The sequence below is a fragment of the Mesorhizobium sp. M1307 genome (genome assembly GCF_040318155.1).
Lineage (GTDB): Bacteria > Pseudomonadota > Alphaproteobacteria > Rhizobiales > Rhizobiaceae > Mesorhizobium.
Map to the genome: position 1 here is coordinate 167,061 of NZ_JAMYLR010000002.1, position 21,823 is coordinate 188,883.

16 protein-coding genes and 1 tRNA gene are annotated in these 21,823 nt (G+C 63.8%); 9 read left to right on the plus strand and 8 right to left on the minus strand.

What is annotated here, in order from left to right:
* Positions 1-4 precede the first annotated feature (4 nt).
* Positions 5-1,459, minus strand: a complete 1,455-nt coding sequence (locus tag NKH16_RS04870; RefSeq protein WP_352448228.1) for a glutamate synthase subunit beta — start codon at positions 1,457-1,459, stop codon at positions 5-7.
* Between the two features lie 143 nt (positions 1,460-1,602).
* Positions 1,603-6,333, minus strand: coding sequence for a glutamate synthase large subunit (gltB, locus tag NKH16_RS04875; RefSeq protein WP_352898531.1), 4,731 nt, complete (start codon positions 6,331-6,333; stop codon positions 1,603-1,605).
* Positions 6,334-6,808: 475 nt separating this feature from the next.
* On the opposite strand from gltB, the gene NKH16_RS04880 reads away from it, so the two are divergent.
* The gene (locus NKH16_RS04880; RefSeq protein ID WP_352742074.1) at positions 6,809-7,861 is read left to right on the plus strand and encodes a threonine aldolase family protein; all 1,053 of its coding nucleotides are present in this window, start codon (positions 6,809-6,811) and stop codon (positions 7,859-7,861) included.
* Positions 7,862-7,950: 89 nt separating this feature from the next.
* Here NKH16_RS04880 and NKH16_RS04885 read toward each other — a convergent pair whose 3' ends face one another.
* A complete protein-coding gene (locus tag NKH16_RS04885) occupies positions 7,951-8,415 on the minus strand; it encodes an Hsp20 family protein (protein WP_023675381.1) in 465 nt (154 codons plus the stop codon).
* A gap of 474 nt (positions 8,416-8,889) precedes the next feature.
* Between NKH16_RS04885 and NKH16_RS04890 the strand changes: the two genes are divergently transcribed.
* Positions 8,890-9,861: an alpha/beta fold hydrolase gene (locus NKH16_RS04890; RefSeq protein WP_352742076.1), complete on the plus strand. Its 972-nt coding sequence runs from the start codon at positions 8,890-8,892 to the stop codon at positions 9,859-9,861.
* 19 nt (positions 9,862-9,880) lie between these two features.
* Here NKH16_RS04890 and NKH16_RS04895 read toward each other — a convergent pair whose 3' ends face one another.
* From NKH16_RS04895 to NKH16_RS04905, 3 genes are all read right to left on the minus strand, one after another.
* Positions 9,881-10,390, minus strand: a complete 510-nt coding sequence (locus tag NKH16_RS04895) for a DUF1579 domain-containing protein (RefSeq protein WP_352742078.1) — start codon at positions 10,388-10,390, stop codon at positions 9,881-9,883.
* 100 nt (positions 10,391-10,490) lie between these two features.
* Positions 10,491-11,264: a histidinol-phosphatase gene (gene hisN / locus NKH16_RS04900; protein WP_352742080.1), complete on the minus strand. Its 774-nt coding sequence runs from the start codon at positions 11,262-11,264 to the stop codon at positions 10,491-10,493.
* Positions 11,265-11,592: 328 nt separating this feature from the next.
* Positions 11,593-12,534, minus strand: a complete 942-nt coding sequence (locus NKH16_RS04905; protein ID WP_352898536.1) for an N-formylglutamate amidohydrolase — start codon at positions 12,532-12,534, stop codon at positions 11,593-11,595.
* A gap of 153 nt (positions 12,535-12,687) precedes the next feature.
* On the opposite strand from NKH16_RS04905, the gene cpdR reads away from it, so the two are divergent.
* Positions 12,688-13,050, plus strand: coding sequence for a cell cycle two-component system response regulator CpdR (gene cpdR, locus NKH16_RS04910; RefSeq protein WP_006199474.1), 363 nt, complete (start codon positions 12,688-12,690; stop codon positions 13,048-13,050).
* Positions 13,051-13,154: 104 nt separating this feature from the next.
* Positions 13,155-13,229: transfer RNA gene (locus NKH16_RS04915), tRNA-Val, on the plus strand.
* Positions 13,230-13,295: 66 nt separating this feature from the next.
* Here the strand turns inward: NKH16_RS04915 and fcl are convergent.
* Positions 13,296-14,258 (minus strand): GDP-L-fucose synthase, encoded by a 963-nt coding sequence (fcl, locus tag NKH16_RS04920; RefSeq protein WP_352682500.1) that lies wholly within the window; start codon positions 14,256-14,258, stop codon positions 13,296-13,298.
* A gap of 161 nt (positions 14,259-14,419) precedes the next feature.
* Positions 14,420-15,574, minus strand: coding sequence for a dihydrodipicolinate synthase family protein (locus tag NKH16_RS04925; protein WP_352448237.1), 1,155 nt, complete (start codon positions 15,572-15,574; stop codon positions 14,420-14,422).
* 242 nt (positions 15,575-15,816) lie between these two features.
* On the opposite strand from NKH16_RS04925, the gene NKH16_RS04930 reads away from it, so the two are divergent.
* Genes NKH16_RS04930 through NKH16_RS04950 form a run of 5 tightly spaced genes read left to right on the plus strand, consistent with a single transcriptional unit; the run spans position 15,817 to position 21,779 of the window.
* Positions 15,817-16,872, plus strand: a complete 1,056-nt coding sequence (locus NKH16_RS04930) for a LacI family DNA-binding transcriptional regulator (protein ID WP_352448238.1) — start codon at positions 15,817-15,819, stop codon at positions 16,870-16,872.
* On the plus strand, positions 16,869-17,885 hold the full coding sequence (locus NKH16_RS04935; protein ID WP_352448239.1) for a Gfo/Idh/MocA family protein: 1,017 nt from the start codon (positions 16,869-16,871) through the stop codon (positions 17,883-17,885). Before NKH16_RS04930 ends, NKH16_RS04935 begins: the two co-directional genes overlap by 4 nt.
* Positions 17,882-19,483 (plus strand): acyl CoA:acetate/3-ketoacid CoA transferase, encoded by a 1,602-nt coding sequence (locus tag NKH16_RS04940; RefSeq protein WP_352448240.1) that lies wholly within the window; start codon positions 17,882-17,884, stop codon positions 19,481-19,483. The genes NKH16_RS04935 and NKH16_RS04940 overlap by 4 nt, the downstream gene beginning before the upstream one ends.
* Positions 19,476-20,252 (plus strand): enoyl-CoA hydratase/isomerase family protein, encoded by a 777-nt coding sequence (locus NKH16_RS04945; protein WP_352898541.1) that lies wholly within the window; start codon positions 19,476-19,478, stop codon positions 20,250-20,252. The genes NKH16_RS04940 and NKH16_RS04945 overlap by 8 nt, the downstream gene beginning before the upstream one ends.
* A 15-nt stretch (positions 20,253-20,267) precedes the next feature.
* Positions 20,268-21,779 (plus strand): aldehyde dehydrogenase family protein, encoded by a 1,512-nt coding sequence (locus NKH16_RS04950; RefSeq protein WP_352448242.1) that lies wholly within the window; start codon positions 20,268-20,270, stop codon positions 21,777-21,779.
* Positions 21,780-21,823: the final 44 nt, after the last annotated feature.

The following is a 21,823-nucleotide window of genomic DNA, read 5'->3' on the forward strand; positions in this document are numbered from 1 at the left end:
TGGCTCAGCGCGGCAGCACGCTCGATCCCATCAGCGCCTCGTCGATGGCGCGCGCCGCCTGGCGGCCCTCGCGGATCGCCCAGACGACCAGCGACTGGCCGCGCCGCACGTCGCCCGCCGCATAGAGCCTTTCGACGCTGGTCCTGTAGTCCCGGTCATTGGCCTCGACATTCTTCGAACGGCGGCTGTCGGTGACGATCTTCATCTGCCCGTCGAGTTCCGAGACCGGCCCGCGAGCGGCTGGCCCGGCAAAGCCGATGGCGATGAACGCGAGATCGGCGCGGATGACGAATTCGGTGCCGGCGATTGGCTTGCGCTTTTCGTCGACCTCGCAGCATTTGACCCCGGTCAGCTGGCCGTCCTCGCCGATGAATTCAAGCGTCGCCACCTGGAATTCGCGCTCGGCGCCTTCGGCCTGCGACGATGACGTGCGCATCTTGGTCGCCCAGTAGGGCCAGACCGACAGCTTGTCTTCCTTTTCCGGCGGCTGCGGCCGGATGTCGAGCTGGGTGACGCGCACCGCGCCCTGGCGGAAGGCGGTGCCGACGCAGTCTGAGGCAGTGTCGCCGCCGCCGACGACGACGACATGCTGGCCGCCGGCGACGATCGGGCGCGACGGCCATGCCACCGACTGGATCGGCTCGCCGCCGATACGCTTGTTCTGCTGCACCAGATACGGCATGGCGTCGTGCACGCCGTCGAGATCGTCGCCCGGGATGTTGGCCGGGCGCGGCGTTTCGGAACCGCCGCAATAGAGCACGGCATCATATTCGGCGAGCAGTTCGGCGACCGGCTTGTCGACGCCGACATTGACGCCGCAATGGAAGCTGACACCTTCGCCCTGCATCTGCTCGATGCGCCGGTCGATATAATGCTTCTCGATCTTGAAATCGGGGATGCCGTAGCGCATCAGCCCGCCCGGCCGGCTCTCGCGCTCATAGACGTGAACGTCATGGCCTGCGCGGCCGAGTTGCTGGGCAGCCGCCATGCCTGCCGGCCCCGAGCCGATGATCGCGACGCGCTTGCCGGTCTTCCGTTCCGGCGGATAGGGCCGGATATGGCCGGTTTCATAGGCTTTGTCGGCAATCGCCTGCTCGATCGTCTTGATGGCGACCGGAATATCCTCGAGGTTCAGCGTGCAGGCTTCCTCGCAAGGTGCGGGGCAGATGCGGCCGGTAAATTCCGGAAAATTGTTGGTCGAATGCAGGTTGCGGATCGCGTTTTCCCAGTCGCCATTGTAGACGAGGTCGTTCCAGTCCGGGATCTGGTTGTGGATCGGGCAGCCGGTCGGTCCATGGCAATACGGAATGCCGCAATCCATGCACCGCGCGGCCTGTTTCTCGACCTCCTTGTCCGACATCGGCAGCGTGAACTCGCGGAAATGCCGGATGCGGTCGGAAGCCGGCTGGTACTTGTGCACCTGCCGGTCGATCTCGAGAAACCCTGTTACCTTGCCCATAGTCCAGTCCCTGCTGTCCGGAAGGCACGCCTGGCGACGCACCCGTTAACCTCATAAGGCAGCCGTGGCAACCTTCAGTCCGAGGTCAGGATTGTTGATGAAGATGGTTGCCAGGACGCATGGCCTCCCGGCAATTTCCAAATCTATTCCGCCGCCACGTTCATGCGCATCCGCTCCATCTCGATCAGCGCGCGGCGGTATTCGACCGGCATGATCTTCCGGAATTTCGGCCGGAAAGTCGCCCAGTCGTCGAGGATTTCGCGACCTCGTACCGAGCCGGTGTAGTGGACGTGGTTGGAGATCAGCTGATAGAGCCGCTCCTCGTCATGGCTGGTCATATCGCCGGATACGTCGACACGGCCCTTATGGTCGAGATCGCCGCCATGGTGGAGCAGCTTTTCCATCAGGTCGTCCTCTTCCGGAACCGGCTCCAGCTCGACCATCGCCATGTTGCAGCGTTCGGCGAAATCACCCGCCTCGTCGAGCACATAGGCGACGCCGCCCGACATGCCGGCGGCGAAGTTGCGGCCGGTCTGGCCGATGACGACGACGATACCGCCGGTCATGTATTCGCAACCATGGTCGCCGACGCCTTCAACGACGGCGGCGACACCCGAATTGCGCACGGCAAAACGCTCGCCGGCAACGCCGCAGAAATAGGCCTCGCCCTCGGTTGCGCCGTAGAGCACGGTATTGCCGACAATAATGGACTCGGCAGCAACGATTTTCGTGTTCTCCGGCGGGCGGATGACAATGCGGCCACCCGACAGGCCCTTGCCGACATAGTCGTTGGCAGCGCCCACCAGTTCGAAGGAGACACCGCGCGCCAGGAAGGCGCCAAAGGACTGGCCGGCCGTGCCGGTGAGCTTGACCGAGATCGTGTCCTCGCGCAGGCCCTTGTGCTTGAAGCGCTTTGCCACCTCGCCCGACAGCATGGCGCCGGTCGAACGGTCGACGTTGCGGATCGGCAGTTCGACACTGACCGGCTGCCTGGCTTCGAGCGCCGGCTTTGCGAGTTCGATCAGCTTGCGGTCGAGCACGTCGTCGATCGGATGCTTCTGCCGCTCGGTCCAGTGCACCGCCTCGTGCGGCGCATCGGGCTTGTAGAACATCTTGCTGAAGTCGAGCCCGCGTGCCTTCCAGTGCTGGATCAGCTCGCGCTTTTCCAGAAGGTCGGTGTCGCCGATGATCTGGTCGAGATGGGTGTAGCCCATCTCGGCAAGCAGCGCCCGCACCTCTTCCGCCACATAGAAGAAGAAGTTGATGACGTGCTCGGGCGTGCCCTTGAAGCGCTTGCGCAGCACCGGGTCCTGTGTCGCGACGCCGACGGGGCAGGTGTTGAGATGGCACTTGCGCATCATGATGCAGCCGGCCGCGATCAACGGCGCGGTCGAAAAGCCGAACTCGTCGGCGCCGAGCAGTGCGCCGATAATGACGTCACGCCCGGTGCGCAGGCCGCCATCGACCTGCAGCGCGACGCGCGACCTGAGGCCGTTGAGCACCAGCGTCTGGTGCGTCTCGGCAAGGCCCATCTCCCACGGGCTGCCGGCATGCTTGAGCGAGGTCAGCGGCGAGGCACCGGTGCCGCCGTCATAGCCTGATATGGTGATGTGGTCGGCACGCGCCTTGGCGACGCCGGCCGCAACCGTGCCGACGCCGACTTCCGAGACCAGCTTGACCGATACGTCGGCCGCCGGATTGACGTTCTTCAGGTCGTAGATGAGCTGCGCCAGATCCTCGATCGAATAGATGTCGTGATGCGGCGGCGGCGAGATCAGGCCGACGCCCGGCGTCGAGTGCCTGACCTTTGCTATGGTCGCATCGACCTTGTGGCCCGGCAGCTGGCCGCCCTCGCCGGGCTTCGCCCCTTGCGCGACCTTGATCTGCATCATGTCGGAATTGACCAGATATTCCGCCGTGACGCCAAAGCGTCCCGAAGCGACCTGCTTGATTGCCGAGCGTTCGGGGTTCTTGCCGCCGCCCGGCAGTGGCAGATAGCGGTCGGCCTCTTCGCCGCCCTCGCCGGTGTTCGACTTGCCGCCGATGGCGTTCATGGCGCGCGCCAGTGTCGTGTGCGCTTCCCTTGAGATCGAGCCGAAGGACATCGCCCCGGTCGAGAAGCGCTTGACGATATCGGCCGCCGGCATCACCTCGTCGAGCTTGACCTTCTTACGCCCGGTCTCTTGCGCAAGCTTGATCTTGAACAGGCCGCGAATGGTCTGCGCCTGCGCCGTCTCGCTGTCGATCTGGGCGGAATAGTCCTTGAACGTCTCCCACGAGCCTTGGCGCACGGCGTGCTGCAAGGTCGCCACGGTGTCGGGCGACCAGATATGGGCCTCGCCGCGCATGCGGAACATGTATTCGCCGCCGACCTCGAGGCTGTTGCGCAGCACCGGGTCGTTGCCGAAGCCGTCGGTGTGGCGGCTGACCGTTTCGGCGGCGATCTCGTCCAGCCCGACGCCTTCGATCAGCGTCGCCGTGCCGGTGAAGTACTTCTGCACGAAGTCCGACTTGAGCCCGATGGCGTCGAATATCTGCGCGCCGCAATAGGACTGGTAAGTGGAGATGCCCATCTTGGACATCACCTTCAGGATGCCCTTGCCGATCGACTTGATGTAACGGGAGACGACTTCGTAGGCATCGACCTCCGCTGGCAATTCGCCACGCTTGTGCATGTCGAGCAGCGTGTCGAAAGCGAGATAGGGATTGATCGCCTCGGCGCCGTAGCCGGCGAGACAGCAGAAATGATGCACCTCGCGCGGCTCGCCGGATTCCACGACGAGCCCAACCGAGGTGCGCAATCCCTTGCGGATCAAATGATGGTGCACGGCCGCCGTTGCCAGCAGCGCCGGAATGGCAATGCGATCCGGCCCGAGCTGACGGTCCGACAGGATGATGATGTTGTAGCCGCCGGCGACCGCCGCCTCGGCGCGCTCGCACAGCCGGTCGATGGCGCCCTGCATGCCGGCCGCGCCTTCATTCGAACCGTAAGTGATGTCGATCGTCTTGGTGTCGAAACGGTCTTCGGTGTGGCCGACGGAGCGCAGCTTCTCCAGATCGCCGTTCGTCAGGATCGGTTGGCGCACTTCGAGCCGCTTGCGGCGCGAATTGCCGACAAGATCGAAGATGTTGGGCCGCGGCCCGATGAAGGACACCAGGCTCATCACCAGCTCCTCGCGGATCGGGTCGATCGGCGGATTGGTGACCTGTGCGAAATTCTGCTTGAAATAGGTGTAGAGCAGCTTCGATCTGTCCGACATTGCCGAAATCGGCGTGTCGGTACCCATCGAGCCGACGGCTTCCTGGCCGGTGGTCGCCATCGGCGACATCAACAGCTTGGTGTCCTCCTGGGTGTAGCCAAACGCCTGCTGGCGGTCGAGCAGTGAGACATCCCTGCGCAGGGCGCGCGGCTCGACCGGGTTCAGATCCTCGAGGATGAGCTGTGTGTTGGCGAGCCAGCTCTTGTAGGGATGCCTGGTCGCGATCTCCGACTTGATCTCCTCGTCGGAAACGATGCGGCCCTTGTCCAGGTCGATCAGCAGCATGCGGCCGGGCTGCAGCCGCCACTTCTTGACGATCCTTTCCTCCGGCACCGGCAGCACGCCGGCTTCCGAGGCCATGATGACGCGGTCGTCATCGGTGACGATGTAGCGCGCCGGCCGCAGCCCGTTGCGGTCGAGCGTAGCACCGATCTGGCGGCCGTCGGTGAAGGCAACCGCCGCTGGCCCGTCCCACGGCTCCATCAGGGCTGCGTGATACTCGTAGAAGGCCTTGCGGTCCTGACCCATCAGCTTGTTGCCGGCCCAGGCTTCCGGGATCAGCATCATCATGGCGTGGGCGAGCGAATAGCCGCCCTGCGTCAGGAATTCGAGCGCATTGTCGAAGCAGGCGGTGTCCGACTGCCCTTCATAGGAGATCGGCCACAGCTTCGAGATGTCGTTGCCGAACAGTTCGGAATCGACCGAAGCCTGCCGCGCCGCCATCCAGTTGACGTTGCCGCGCAGGGTGTTGATCTCGCCATTGTGGGCGACCATGCGGTAGGGATGCGCCAGCTTCCACGACGGGAACGTGTTGGTCGAGAAGCGCTGGTGAACCAGGATCAGCGCCGTCTCGAAACGCGGGTCGGTGAGATCCTTGTAGTAGGCGCCGACCTGATAGGCCAGGAACATGCCCTTGTAGACGATGGTCCGCGACGACATCGAGACGACATAGAAGCCGTTGTCGACGCCTTTGGTCTCTTCGTGGATACGGCCGGAAATGACCTTGCGCAGGATGTAGAGCCGCCGCTCGTAATCGTCGTCGTTCTCGATCTCGGCGCCGCGGCCCAGGAACACCTGCCGGTGCACCGGCTCGGAAGCGGCTATGTCGGGCGCCTTCGACAGCGACGAATTGTCGACCGGCACGTCGCGAAAGCCGAGCAGCGGCTGGCCCTCGAGCTGCGCCACCTCGGCGATGATGCCTTCGATATGCGCCTGCAGCTCCGGGTCGCGCGGCATGAACACGTGGCCGACGGCGTAGTGGCCGGGCTTCGGCAGTTCGACCCCTTGCTTGGCCATCTCCTCGCGGAAGAAGCGGTCCGGCAGCTGCACCAGCACGCCGGCGCCGTCCCCCATCAGCGGATCGGCGCCGACCGCGCCGCGATGCGTCAGGTTTTCGAGCACGGCAAGGCCGTCCTCGACGATCTGGTGCGACTTCACGCCCTTCATGTTGACGATGAAGCCGACGCCGCAGGCATCATGCTCGTTGCGCGGATCATAGAGGCCGTGCGCAGCATAGCCGGTGCTGGTTCGCCGAATATTGGTCAGGGACGGATTTTTGACGGCTGCCGCTGTCGTCTGCGCGGCCTTCGTCGCAGATGGCGTCATGTCCGTCATCGTCCTGTCCTCCGTTCCGTCCCCTTCGGGCGCTGGTTTCCGTCGGGAAGCGCGTGGCTCCCCTTTCAATCTTGCGGCACGTCTTGCGAAATTCTTGCCGACCGTGCGGCTTTCCGCATCGTTCGCATATGGTATTCGTACAGGCTGGAGCCAGGCTGTCTAGCTGTCGCTCGCGGCAATGCCGCAGAGGCGCAATCATATGCCAATGCGGCCAGTTTTGTGCGACAAAATAAGACAGCACTACTGTCCTAAATTTTTATGACAGAAATTTTGGATGCACACAAGACCGATTCACAAAATTCTTGAGGCTTTCGCGACAGAAAATTGCGCGGAACGCCGTGTCAGCGTAGCCTTCAGTCGCTGCATCTACGCTCATGCGTTTCGCTGGCTTTAGCGGATTTTCGGCATCTGCCACTTGCGGCCGGCATGCGAAAGCGGCCAAGCTCGCATCGATTTCCCCAGCATAGGCAGACGCATGATTTTCGCTTCCGACAATTGGGCAGGCGCCCATCCCCGTATCGCTGCCGGCCTGTCGGGCCATGCCGACGGCTTCTCCACCGCCTATGGCGACGGTGCCCTCGACAAGGCCGTTTACCAGCGCTTCAATGAAATCTTCGAATGCGAGGTCGCGGTGTTTTTCGTCGCCACCGGCACCGCTGCCAATTCGCTGTCGCTGACTACCTATAACAAGCCAGGCGGCATTTCCTTCTGCCATCGCGAATCGCACGTCATCGAGGACGAATGCGGTGCACCGGAATATTTCACCGGCGGTTCGCGGCTTTATACAGTCGAAGGCGCACTCGGCAGGATCGATGCCGGCAATCTGGAACGGGCGGTGGACCGTTTCGCACCCGAAAACGTCCATTCCGGGCGGCCGGTTGCCGTTTCGATCACCCAGTCGACCGAAGTCGGCACCGTCTACACGCTGAACGAAATCGCCAGGATTTCGGCGATCGCAAAGCAGCACGGATTGCCGCTGCACATGGATGGGGCCCGCTTTGCCAATGCGCTCGTCGCGCTGGAAACGACGCCGGCCGAAATGACCTGGAAGCACGGTGTCGACATCCTCTCCTTTGGCGGCACCAAGAATGGCTGTTGGTGCGCCGAGGCGATCGTGCTGTTCGACCTCGAGCGAGCCAAGGAATTGGCCTTTTTGCGCAAGCGCGCGGCCCAGCTGTTCTCGAAATCGCGCTTCATCGCCGCGCAATTCGATGCTTATTTCAGGGGTGGGCTATGGCTCGACACAGCACGGCACGCCAATGCGATGGCGGCACGGCTTGCCGCGGCGATAGAAGATTCCCCTTCGGCCCGGCTGGCCTGGCTGCCGCAGGCGAACGAGGTCTTCGCAGTCATGAAAAAGGCCGAGGCCGAAAGAATGCAAGCGGCAGGGGCGGCCTTCCACGACTGGCACAGGCCGCTCAGCTACGACGGCTACATTGGCGAAGACGAAGCGCTCTATCGCTTTGTCACCAGCTTCGCGACCACGCCCGACGAGGTCGACCGTTTCGGCTACCTGCTCGCCGGATAGCAAGCCTTGCCCACCAGCAAAAGAGCGGCGCATTGCTGCACCGCCCTTTCTTCCCGGGGAGTTGGCGTCCCGGAGTTTAGCTGCCTGGCTTAGGCGGCAGTCTTGGCCTCGATCTGCTTGGCCTTGGCCGGAGCCGAGGTGATCGCGATCTTGCGCGGCTTCAGCTCTTCGGGGATGTTGCGCTTGAGGTCGACGAAGAGCAGGCCGTTCTTCAGCGCGGCGCCGACAACCTCGACGTGATCGGCAAGCTGGAAGCGGCGCTCGAAGGCTCGACTGGCGATACCGCGATAGAGCAGTTCGGAGCCTTCGCCATTGCCTTCCTCCTTGCGCTCACCCTTGACGGTCAGCACATTGCGGTGAGCTTCGATCGAAATCTCATCTTCCGAGAAGCCGGCCACAGCCATCGAGATGCGATAGGCATCCTCGCCCGTGCGCTCGATGTTGTAAGGCGGATACGTCTGGCCTTCCGGCTGCGCAAGCGAATCGAGCATGGTGAACAACCGGTCAAAACCGACGGTCGAACGGTAGAGCGGGGAAAAATCAACGTGACGCATGGTGTGTTCTCCTGTTGAGCAACAAGGTTGCGTATGGCCGGTGCGAAACCCGTGACGGCGTTCCGGATGGGCCAGCGGCCCCGACATTGGCGACCGCATGACAAATTTGGGAAGCCGGCGACGGCATTTCAAGATTTTCCCGCGTCCAAACGGGACCGGTCCCGGCCCACGTCCCGATGCCGATGAACGGCAGATGAACCGTGGCTTCGGCGAGCGTTCAGCCAGGCGGCACTAAAACTGTTCTCGAGATCACGAACAGGTCGCCGGGAAGGCGACACGACGAGGCCGAACCGGGTGTAACGTCCCTTCCTCCCGGTCGACAGAGGCCGGAAGCACGCCAAGGCTGCTTCCGGCCTTACTTGTTCGCTGCCTGGCGGTCGACCTCCCCGGCGTCCCAAATTCCTTTGCTTTTGGCGCATGGGCGTTTATGCCTGACTTGCGCCCACGCCGGCACCGACACCAACCAAACACCGTATGACCGATCTTCTCCACCAGCCCCCTCTCTTCCACGAAACTCCGGGCAATCCGCTGCCGGAAAACACGGCCGGCGGCTTCTTCACCACGCGCGACGGCAAGAAGATCCGCTATGGGCTGTTTGCCGCGGTTGCCCGCCCGATGAAGGGCACCGTCGTCGTCCTGACCGGCCGCAACGAGTGCATCGAGAAGTATTTCGAGACCATTCGCAACCTTACCGACCGGGGCTTCGGCGTGGCAACCCTCGACTGGCGCGGCCAGGGCGCTTCCGACCGGCTGATCGGCGACCGACAGCGCGGCTTCGTCCGGAGCTTCTTCGACTACACCAGTGATCTGGAGCAGTTCTTCGAGGAGATCGTGCTGCCCGATTGCCGAGGACCCTACTACATACTGGCCCACTCGGCCGGCGCGGTGATTGCGCTGCTCGCCGCGCCCTCGATGGCGAACCGCGTGCGCCGCATGGTGCTGATCGCACCGTTCTTCACCGTGCCGGACCTGCCGGTTTCGGTAAAAACCGTCCGCCGCATCTGTTCGCTGTTCAGCCTTCTCGGCCTTGGCCGACTCTATGCCGCATGGGGGCCGCGGCCCAAGGAATCGGTGCCCTTCGCCATGAACAAGCTGACCAGCGACCCGGAACGCTATCGGCGCAATACGCTGATCTACGAAACCTATCCGCAGCTGGCGCTCGGCGGACCGACGATCCGCTGGCTGAAGGCGGCGACGGAGGCGTCCTTGATCGTCAGCGACCCGGATTTCATGGCCAAGATCCACGTGCCCTTGCTGATGATCGCCGCCGGCGCCGACCAGGTCGTCTCGACCAGGGCAGTCGAGGCCTATGCGAGACGTCTGCGCGTCGGCTCGCTGGTGATGATCGACGGCGCCCGCCATGAGATCCTCCAGGAAGCCGACCTCTATCGCGAGCAACTGCTTGCGGCATTCGATGCCTTCATCCCAGGAACCGGTGACGTCTGAGCCGCATACCTGTCCGGCTTCAGCTCACGCGGGCAAAATCCATGATCCAGTTGGTCTCCCATGTCTTGCCGCCGTCCGGCGAAAAAGCCTGCTCCCAGCGTGCCGACCTGTCCGTGATCCGCGACCACAGGAAGCGAACCTGGATCGGCTGGCCGTCGAAGACGTCTTCGCACAGGAACGTGCCGACGCCCGCCACGAAAGTGCCGCGCATCGGAACATCGATGGTCGACGGATTGCGGCCGTCGATCCACCAGATCGACCATTGCCTCGCCGCCGGGTCGAAGGTCCGCAAGGTGGCGGCGCGATAGGGCCCGCCGGGCAATTCAATCCAATTGTCGTCGATATTGCCGAGGCCGCCAAGGATCGGCCGCACGTCACACGTGCCGCCAAACACATCCCAGTTGCCGTCGCCCTGCAGCCGCTTCTGCAATCTTCGATGGCCGACGGTCCAGCGCCCGAAGAAGAAATCGAAATCGGCCCGCCCGTCCGCCGGAGCATCGGAATGGCTGGCTGCTGGCTGCGTCGGCATCTATGATCCTCCCGGCTGACAGCGTTTCATAGCGCATGCCAACTGACATCATCCTGTCAGGAGGTATGGCAACGATCTCGCCTGGGCAGTATGCCCAATCTCAGCCGCGCAGCGCCGCCATCGCCGCCGCGTGCAGTTCCGGTGTCGCCGCCGCCAAAATGTCGCCGCCCTTTTCCGCCGGTCCGCCTTCGAAGGTGGTGACAACGCCGCCTGCCTTCTCGATGATCGGGATCAGCGCGACGATGTCGTACGGTTTCAATCCGGGATCGGCAACGATATCGACGCTGCCCGCCGCCACCATGGCAAAGGCATAGCAGTCGGTGCCGTAACGGGCGAGCTGGACCTGTTGCTCGAACAGGTCGTAGCGCAGGCGCGCGTCTCCCTTGAACAGCGCCGGCGTGGTGGTGAACAGCGTCGCCTCGGTGAGATTCGTCGTCTTGCGCGTTGCGAGTTTTCGGGGGCCACCGGGACCTTCATAATGCGAGCCGGAAGCATTGGCGTAGAACAACTCGCCGGTGAAGGGCTGCGACATCATGCCGGCCACGGCATCGCCGTCGACCGTCAGTCCGACCAGCGTGCCCCATACCGGCAGGCCGGAAATGAAGGCGCGCGTGCCGTCGATCGGATCGATCACCCAGACATGCCGGCTGGAGATGTTTTCGCTGCCATGTTCCTCGCCGAGAATGCCGTGATCGGGGTATTGCGCTGATATCAGCGCCCGGATGGCGCGCTCGGCCTCGCGGTCGGCCTCGGTGACCGGGTCGAAGCTGCCGCGCTCCTTGTTGGTGACCGCGCCCTGGTTGCGGAAGCGCGGCAAGGTCTCGGCTGCGGCGGCACGCGCAATGCGCCGCATGAACTCGATGCTGATGTCCAACTGATTCTCCCGCTCCAGCATGTTTGGAGATACCCGTTTGCCTACGGATTTATGCCGAAACAAAGGCGTTCGGAGCCTTTCGCATGGTGCCAACTGTTGCTCGAATGCAACGCCGCCGTCATGGAAATGCAGTTTCCACTTCACAGTGAATTAAAAAAGCCGGAACGCGCCTTGACATTTGTGCAGCGCACAATACGTTTGTTCTCGGATAGGGGTTCCTGTCCATGCCCTCCTTGGGCGTTTCCTCCCTAGACTTCGACCGTGTCGTGCAAACGATGCGGTCTTTTTTTACGCTGCCGCATGAGCGGCGAGTGCCGCGATTCCGCGGCTATTCGGCGGCCAGCGGCAGATCCATGAAATTGTGATCGGGCATCGCCATCAGTTCGGCCGAAAACCGCGCCAGATCGTCGGCCAGTGCGTCGAAACCAGCCGATCTCTGGAACGTCCGCTCATTCATGTAGAGCCCGCGATTGACCTCGATCTGCAGCGCATGCAGATGGCGCACGGGGCGGCCATAGTGCTCGGTAATGAAGCCTCCGGCGTAGGGCTTGTTGTGGGCGACGCTGTAGCCCATGCCGGTGAGCAGGCCGATCGCCGTCTCGGTCAACGCCGCCGCGGCGGAAATGCCAAAGCGGTCGCCGACGATGAAGTCAGGCCGCAATCCGCTGTCGCCGACCCTTATGCTTGCCGGCATCGAGTGGCAGTCAATCAGCACGGCGTAGCCGAAGCGCGCGTGGGTTCTGGTCAAAAGCCGTTTCAGCGTCTCGTGATAGGGCTTGTAGACCGCTTCGATGCGCGCCACGGCTTCCGCCAGCGGCAAGCGGCCGGAATAGATGTCGAGCCCCTCGCCGACCAGCTTGGGCACGGTGCCGAGCCCGCCGGCCACCCGCGCCGAGCGGATGTTGCAGAATGACGGCACCGGTTCGGCGAACATGCGCGGGTCGAGTTCCCACGGCTCCCGGTTGACGTCGAGATAGGCGCGCGGGAAGTTTGCCGCCAGCATCGGCGCACCGAGCGCGACGGCGCCGCCGAACAATTCCTCGACATAGCAGTCCTCTGAGCGGCGGATGGCGTTGCGGTCCAGCTTGGCCATCGCCATGAACCGCTCCGGATAGTAGCGGCCGCTATGCGGCGAGTTGAAGAGGAAGGCAACGCGCTGTTCGGCGCCCGATCGGATTTCGAAGGGAGGAACGACCGAAAAATCCTCGGCTGCCGTTTTCAATTTGAACGAACCCGGGAATACCAATGCATCATGATAGGAAAGTGCCACCTCGCCGCCCGCATGTCCAGCCGCCGAAGCGCCAGCCAAATCAGGATTGTGCGGCCAACGTTCACTTGATGTTTACCGTCACCTCCTCATATACAGCATGGTTAACGGGCTTGCCGCACGGCATTGTCGGTTGGGTGATTCGGACGGGACAAGATGGCACGCATTCTGCTGGCGGAAGACGATGACGACATGCGCCGGTTCCTCGTCAAGGCGCTGGAGCGCGCCGGTTATCAGGTCAGCGATTTCGACAATGGCGCCAGTGCCTATGAGCGGCTGCGCGAGGAACCTTTTTCGCTACTTTTGACCGACATCGTCATGCCCGAGATGGATGGCATCGAGCTCGCCCGTCGCGCCACGGAGATCGATCCCGACCTCAAGGTGATGTTCATCACCGGCTTCGCCGCCGTCGCGCTGAACCCTGATTCCAAGGCGCCGAAAGACGCCAAGGTGCTATCGAAGCCGTTCCACCTGCGCGACCTCGTCAACGAAGTCGAAAAGATGCTGCAGGCCGCCTGACGCGTTTTTTGTCGCGTCTTGACCGACCCGGCAAGCCAGCCATTCTTTCGCTTTTCCCGCTATTGACGTGCCGAACCAAAAATGGTGTATGCGCGGCTTCGGATGGGCGTGTAGCTCAGCGGGAGAGCACTGCATTGACATTGCAGGGGTCACAGGTTCAATCCCTGTCACGCCCACCATCCAGACAATCCCTCAATTGGCCGTCGGTATTTTTCGTCGACTGACGTTGCCGGCCTATACCGGCCTCAGGCCGCACCGAGGCGCAGATCGCCGGTCTCGACGTGCTCCAGAAACCAGGCATAGGTCTGTTCCAATCCGCTGCGCAGCGAGTAGCGCGGGCGCCAGCCGGTGGCGAACAGACGCGACACGTCCATCAGCTTGCGCGGCGTGCCGTCCGGCTTCGTCGCATCGAACGTTATCGCAGCATCGGCGCCGGCGACCGACACGATGGTGCGGGCAAGATCGGCAATGGTGATGTCTTCTCCCGAGCCGACATTGATGTGGCTGTCGCCCGAATAATTCTTCAGCAACCAGACCAGCGCGTCGGCGGCGTCGTCGACATGCAGGAATTCGCGCATCGGCGTGCCTGATCCCCACACCTCCAGGCTCTTGCGGCCGGCGCGCCTGGCCTCGTGCGCCTTGCGCATCAGAGCGGGCACGACATGGCTGGAATTGAGGTCGAAATTGTCGCCCGGACCGTAGAGATTGGTCGGCATCGCCGAGATGTAGTCGACGCCGTACTGGCGCCGATAGGCCTGGCACAGTTTCAGCCCGGCGATCTTGGCGATCGCATACCATTCGTTGGTGGGTTCGAGCGGCCCGGTCAGCAAGGCGTCCTCGGAGATCGGCTGCGCCGCGAATTTGGGATAGATGCAGGATGAGCCGAGAAACAGCAGCTTCTGCACCTCGTTGCGGAAGGCGCTGTCGATGACATTGTTCTGCATGACGAGATTGTCCTGCAGGAAATCGACGGGAAGCCTGTTGTTGGCCAGGATACCGCCGACCTTGGCCGCCGCCATCACCACTGCATCCGGCTTGCGGTCGGCCATCCAGCGCCGCACGCCGGCCTGGTCGAGAAGATCGAGCTCGGCGCGCGAGGCGGTCATAACCTCGCAATCCTCGTCGGCCAATCTGCGCAAGATGGCCGAGCCGACCATGCCGCGATGTCCGGCCACGAAAACGCGCTTGCCCTGAAGGTCGAAGGTCATCAGCTTACCCCAATGCAGAACGGCAGCTATGCCAGTTGGCCGGCGGAGCGCCGGATCGGCTTCTCTGTTGCCGGACGCATACCGCATACAGATTTGCCCAGACAAGGCAAATCGCAAGCCACCCGAAGCAACCTTTGGATCGGACGCTGTAGCGCTCGCGATCAGACGCCCGCTACCGCGCAGAGGCTTGTCATTCTGGCAATGGCAAGCTCGGGGTCGGCCAGCAACCCTGCCTGGTCGGCAAGGCGAAAGACATCGGAATAGTGACGGATGCCGCGCGCCGATTGCATGCCGCCGATCATCGAAAAATGCTCCTGGTGGCCGTTCAGCCATGCCATGAAGACGATGCCGGCCTTGTAATATTCGGTCGGCACCTCGAAGATTTTGCGCGACAGCGGCACTGTCGGCGCCATCAGCGCGTCATAGCCGGCGCGGTCGCCGTCGGCCAGCTTTGCCAGCGCTGCATTGGCGACCGGCGCGATCGCATCGAAAATGCCGAGCAGCGCGTGCGAATGTCTGTCGCCGTCGCCGGCGATCAGCTCGGGGTAATTGAAATCGTCGCCGGTGAACATCAGCACGCCCTCAGGCAGCCGGTCCCTGAGCGCAATCTCCTTGCCGACATCGAGCAGCGATATCTTTATGCCTTCGACCTTGCCGGCATGGCGTTCGATGATCGCGACCACCGTCTCCAGCGCAGTTTCGAAGTCGCTGCTGCCCCAGTAGCCTTTCAGCGCCGGGTCGAACATGTCGCCCAGCCAGTGCAGGATGACCTTGCCGGAGGCCTGGGACAGGATGCGGTCGTAGACGCCGATATAGTCGTCGGGGCCTTTGGCGACCGCCGCCAGCGCCCGGCTGGCCATCATGATCGCCTTGCCGCCAAGCCCTTCGATGAAGCCGAGCTGTTCTTCATAGGCCGCGATGACATCGTCTAGCCTGCTGGCGCCCCCCGGCGCCAGATGGTCGGTGCCGGCGCCCGACGCAAGATCGGCGCCTTCGACGCTTCGCGCCTCGGCGATCGAGCGGCGGATCAATTCCTTGGCATTCGCCCAGTCGAAACCCATGCCGCGCTGAGAGGTGTCCATCGCTTCGGCGACACGGAAGCCAAGCCCCCAGAGGTGATGGCGAAACGCCATCGTCTTGTCCCAGTCGACCGCGGGCCTCGACCACGGATCGGTCATGGCGAGGGGATCGGCAACGACATGGGCGGCGGCGTAGGCGATGCGCGAGAAGCGAGCGCCGGCCACAGGCTGTACCGGCTGGCCGACAAGCCGGCAGCGGACACGGCCGGCGCCTTCCCCGGGCAAGGTGATGTCCATGGCTCTCTCCCTTGCCAATGCCTATTAAATGGAACGTTCCAACAAATCAAGATATTTTGACTCCTGCCTCGTGCAGCGAAAATTGCTGCATCGCAGCAGCCGAAAGCCCTGCTTGCCGGAGAATTGCGCCACCGAGCCGCATTTTTCCCGGCTTCGCAAAAACGCGATTGACTCAAATGCGCCGCAGGGATTAGATCGTTCCAATAAAATCGCACAAGAAACCACCGGGAGGACAGATCTGGATGGCCAGCCGGGCCAAGGCAACGATACTCGACATCGCCCGTGAGGCGGGCGTGTCCAAATCGACGGTATCGCTGGTGCTGCAAGGCAGCGGGCTGATCCGGCCCGAAACCGCGCTCAAGGTGCGCAAGGCGATCGAGGACGTCGGCTATGTCTACAACCGCGGCGCCGCCAATCTGCGCAAGGCCCATTCCAACGTCATCGGCATGGTCATCAACGATCTCACCAATCCGTTTTTCGCCGAGCTCGCGGTCGGCATGGAGCGCGTCTTCCAGTCGGCCGGAGTCGTGCCTTTCATCGCCAATACGGCTGAAAACCCGGTGCGCCAGGAAGAGGTTCTGAAATCGTTGATGGAGCAGGGTGTCGCCGGGCTCGTCGTGTCGCCGGCGCGCGGCACCACGCCTGGTGCGTTCCGTCGCCTTGAGACCGCAGGCGTTCCGGTCGTCTTCGTCATGCGCCGGCTTCCCGAAAGCCGTATCCCGGTGATCACGCCCGACAATCATCGCGGCGCCTATCTCGCCACCGCCCATCTGATCGGCAAGGGCCACCGCCGGCTGGCCTTCTTCGGCGGCTCGTCCGACCTTGTCGTCTATCACGAGCGCCTGGGCGGCTTTCGCGAGGCCTGTGAAGCGCTCGGCATCGATCCGGCCGACAGGCTGGTCTTCGAGGGCGAAACCAGCCGCAAGGGCGGTATTGCCTGCCTGGAAACCGCACTTGCCATGGCCGCGCCGCCGACCGCGGCCCTTTGCTTCAACGATGCGGTCGCCTTCGGCGTCTTGCTGGCGCTGCGCAAGCGCGGCCTGGAACCCGGCGCGGACTTTGCCGTCGTCGGCTTCGACGACGTCGCCGAGGCCGAGCACTATATGCCGGCGCTGACCAGCGTCGCGGTGAACACCGCCGGCCTCGGCGAGCGCGCCGCCCATGTCGTGCTGAAGATGATCCAGTCGCGCACCACGCGCGCCGAGGATCATATCGGCGCCGTCAACCTCGTGGTCCGGGAAAGCTGCGGCCCCGATCGCAATGGAACTCGGCGTGCAGGAATGGGAGACGCGGCATGACCGTCCGATGGGGATTGATCGGCGCCAGCACGATCGCAAGACAGTTCATGATCGGCGCCATCCGCGCGCAGAAGGACGGCGAGATCGCCGCGGTGATGAGCTCCAGCCCGGAGCGCGCCGCCAATTACGCCGGTGAAAACCGCATTCCGGCGGCGGTCTCGACGCTCGACGCCCTGCTCAAATCCGATATCGACGCCGTCTACATCTCGACCACTAACGAATTGCATCTCGAACAGGCACTCGCCGCCATCGAGGCGGGAAAGCATGTGCTGTGCGAAAAGCCGCTGGCGCTGACCAGCGCCGACGCGCGCAAGATGGTCGCGGCGGCCAGGGCCGCCGGCGTTGTGCTCGGCACCAATCACCATCTGCGCAATGCCGGCTCGCATCGGGCGATGCGCGAAGCGATCGCTGGCGGCCGCATCGGCAGGCCGATCGCCGCGCGCGTCTTCCACTCTGTCTATCTGCCGGAACACCTGCAGGGCTGGCGCATCACCAGGCCGGACGCCGGCGGCGGCGTGGTGCTCGACATCACCGTCCACGATGCCGACACGCTGCGCTTCGTGCTCGGCGACGATCCGGTCGAGATCTCGGCGTTCACACAATCGGCCGGCATGGCCGCCGGCGGGCTGGAAGACGGCGCCATGTGCCTCTGGCGCTTCGCATCGGGCGTCATCGCCCAGTCGCACGAGGGCTTTACCACCAAATTCGCCGGCAGCGGCTTCGAGGTGCATGGCAGCGAAGGCTCGCTGATCGCCAAGGACGTGATGACGCAGAAGCCGCTCGGCTCTGTGTTGCTTCGCACGGCACAGGGTGAGGAGGAATTGAGCTTCGACCGCGAAGACCTCTATGCCCGTTCGCTGCGCGAATTCCACGCGGCGATCCGCGGCGAGGGCCAGCCGTCCGCCACCGGCGAGGACGGCGTCTGGTCGCTGACATCAGCCGAAGCGGCATTGCAATCGGCCAGGTCCGGAAACGCCGTTGCCATCGACCCGAAGCTCGGGAGCGCCGCGTGAGCAAGCTCGTTTCAGCTGCTGAGGCTGCCGGCCTGATCAGGGATGGCATGGTCGTTTCCGTGTCGTCGTCGAGCGGCCTCGGCTGCCCGGATGCGGTGCTTGCCGCGATCGGCGAGCGCTTCGACGCCGAAGGCCATCCCAGGGACATCACGACGCTGCACCCGATCGCCGCCGGTGACATGTACGGCATCAAGGGCATCGACCATCTAGCCAAGCCCGGCCTGTTGAAGCGCACTTTGTGCGGCTCCTATCCGTCCGGGCCGTCATCGTCGGAACCGCCGCAGATCTGGAAGATGATCGGCGACAATACGGTCGCCGCCTACAACGTGCCGTCCGGCATTCTGTTCGACATGCACCGCGAAGCCGCGGCCAAGCGCCCCGGCGTGCTGACCAAGGTCGGGCTCGATACCTTTGCCGATCCGCGCCATCAGGGTTGCGCCATGAATGCTGCCGCCAGCGAGCCGATCGTTTCGGTGCAGCAGTTCGACGGCGAGGAATGGCTCTATTTCCGCTCGATCGTACCGCAGGTCGCGATCATCCGCGCCACCACGGCGGACGAGCGCGGCAACCTTACCTATGAGCATGAGGGTGCCTATCTCGGCGGCCTCGAACAGGCGCTGGCCGCCCGCAACAATGGCGGCATCGTCATCGCGCAGGTCAAGCGCGTCGTCGAGAACGGCACGCTGAAGCCGCACGATGTGCGCGTGCCCGGCGTGCTGGTCGACCATATCGTGGTGGCGCCCGACCAGTTGCAGACGACGCTGACGCCTTACGATCCGGCCATCTCCGGCGAGATCTTCCGGCCGCTGTCGAGCTTTCGCAACGCCGAGATGAACGTCCAGAAGGTCATTGCGCGCCGCGTCGCCATGGAGCTTGCCGACGGCATGGCGGTCAATATCGGCTTCGGCATCTCGGCCAATGTGCCGCGCATTCTGCTCGAGGAAGGCCAGCACGGCAAGGTCACCTGGGTCATCGAACAGGGCGCGGTCGGCGGCGTGCCGCTGCTCGACTTCAAGTTCGGCTGCTCGTCGAATGCCGACGCCTTCATGCCCTCGCCGCACCAGTTCATCTATTTCCAGGCCGGCGGCTTCGACGCCTCGCTGCTGTCCTTCCTGCAGATCGACCGGCACGGCTCTGTCAATGTCTCGAAGCTTTCGGCGCGGCCGCATGTCACCGCCGGCGCCGGCGGCTTCGTCGACATCACCGCGCGGGCGAAGAAGATCGTCTTTTCCGGTTTCTTCAACGCCGGCGCCAAGCTGTCGCTTGCCGGTGGCGGCATCCGCATCGACCAGGAGGGCAAGGTCAAGAAAGTCGTCGACGAGGTCGAGCATATCTCCTTCTCGGGCAAGCGTGCCGTCGCGCAGGGACAAGACATCACTTATGTCACCGAGCGCTGCGTGATGAAGCTGACGCCTGCGGGGCTGATGGTGACCGAGTTGGCGCCGGGCATCGACCTCGAGCGCGATGTGCTGGCGCAGGCCGAGATCCCGCTCGCCGTCGCCAACGACCTGAAAGTGACGCCGGATGCGCTCTACCGGGACCGGCCGATCGGCCTATCGCTCAATGGCGGCGCGTCGCTTGGAGGCGCACATGGCTGAGCGTCTGGTAACCTTTGAAACCGACGGCGCCATCGGCATTGTCACGCTGCGCCGGCCGGAGAAATTCAACGCGCTCGATATTCCGATGCTGCGGGCGCTGGAAGCGGCACTCGACGAGGCCGAGACAGCAACCGGCGTCCGCGTCGTGCTGGTCTGCGGCGAAGGCAAGGGCTTTTGCGCCGGCGGCGACGTCGAGGCTTGGGCAGAAATGAGCGCTGCCGATTTCCAGGTGCAATGGGTGCGCTACGGCCACCGCGTCTTCGACCGGCTGGCGCGGCTGCGGCAGCCCACGATCGCCGTTCTTGCCGGCCATGCGCTGGGCGGCGGGCTGGAACTGGCGGCGGCTTGCGACTTTCGCGTGGCGGAAACGCAGGTGAAGTTGGGGTTCCCCGAAACCTCGATCGGCGTCGTTCCCGGCTGGTCCGGCACACAGCGCGCCGTGCGCCGCTTCGGCGCGCAGGCAGTGCGGCGGATGGCGCTCGGCGGCGAGGTGTTTCTGGCGACCGAGGCTCTTGCTCTGGGGATTGTCGACCGGGTGGTCGAGACCGGCAAGGCGTTCGCCGAAGCCAAGGCCTGGGCCGGCAAGATCGCCGAGCGCGGGCCACTGGCAACCGAGGCCGCCAAGCTGATGATTGCCATTGCGGAAAGCGAGGAGAGTGCTGCCGCGACCGAAGCGCTGGCCAGCAGCTTCATCGCGCAGACAAACGATCTCAGGGCCGGCGTCGAGGCTTTCAAGGCCGAGCAGAAGCCGGCCTTCTCAAGATCTTAGGAACCTGAAACTCACATGAACGCACCTCTCAACATCGCCATGCCCGCCGAGGCAGCCGCTGCGCCGCAAAGCTACCGGCTGCTGATCGGCGGCAGGTTCGTCGACGCCCAGGACGGCCGCACGCTGGAGCGCAGCAGCCCCGGCCACGGCTTCACCGTCTCGCGCTATGCGCAAGCCGGCGCGGCGGACGTCGAGACGGCGGTACAGGCCGCGCACAAGGCCTTCGAGACCGGCCCGTGGCCGCGCATGAAGGCCGCCGAACGCGCCGCGATCCTGCTCAAGGCTGCTGACCTGATCGAGGCGCGGCTGGACGAGATTGCACGGCTCGACGCGCTGGAATCCGGCAAGCCGATTGCGCAAGCGCGCGGCGAGATCGGCGGCGCCGTCGACATCTGGCGCTATGCCGCGGCACTTGCGCGGACCCTTCACGGCGAAAGCTACGCCAATCTCGGCGACGCCATGCTCGGCGTCGTGCTGCGCGAACCGATCGGCGTCGTCTCGATCATCACGCCGTGGAATTTCCCGTTCCTTATCGTCAGCCAGAAACTGCCCTTCGCACTCGCCGCCGGTTGCACCGCGGTGGTCAAGCCGAGCGAGATGACCTCGGCCTCCACCTTCGTGCTCGGCGAGATCCTGATGCAGGCCGGCTTGCCGGATGGCGTCGTCAACATCCTTGCCGGGTTGGGCGCCGATGTCGGCGCACCGATGGTCAGCCATCCGCTGGTCGAGATGGTGTCGTTCACCGGCTCCACCCGCGTCGGCAGGATGACCATGGCGTCTGCCGCCAACTCGCTGAAGAAAGTCGCGATGGAGCTCGGCGGCAAGAACGGCCAGATCGTCTTTCCCGATGCCGACCTCGAGGCCGCCGCCGATGCGGCGGTGTTCGGCGGCTTCTTCAATGCCGGCGAATGCTGCAATGCCGGCAGCCGGCTGATCGTCCATGAGGCAATCGCCGACGAGTTCCTCGGCGCCGTCAAAGCCCTCACCGCCAAGGTGGTTGTCGGCGACCCGCTCGACGACCGCACCAAGGTCGGCGCGATGATCTCCGCCGACCATATGGCCAAGGTCACCGGCTACGTGACGGCAGCGGAAAACAGCGGCGGCCGGATCTATAGCGGCGGCAAGCAGCTTGCTTCGAGCGCCGGCCAGTATCTTGATCCGACCATCGTTCGCGACGTCACCGAAGACATGGCCATTGCGCGCGAGGAAGTGTTCGGTCCGGTGCTCTCGGTGCTGACTTTTGAATCGATTGAAAGGGCGTTGCACATCGCCAACAACACGCCCTATGGTCTGTCGGCGGGCGTGTGGAGCGCCAGCATCGATACCTGCATGTCGGTGGCGCGGAATGTGCGTTCGGGAACTGTTTGGGTGAACACGTTCATGGAGGGTTACCCCGAACTGCCTTTCGGCGGCTACAAGCAGTCCGGTCTCGGACGCGAACTCGGCAAGCGCGCCGTCGAGGATTATACCGAGGAAAAGACAATCCAGTTTCATCGCGGCCAGCGCACCGGATGGTGGGTCGGCTGAGTTGGGAAGAACCCGGTGGGCATCCGCCGGTCGTGTAAGTTCAA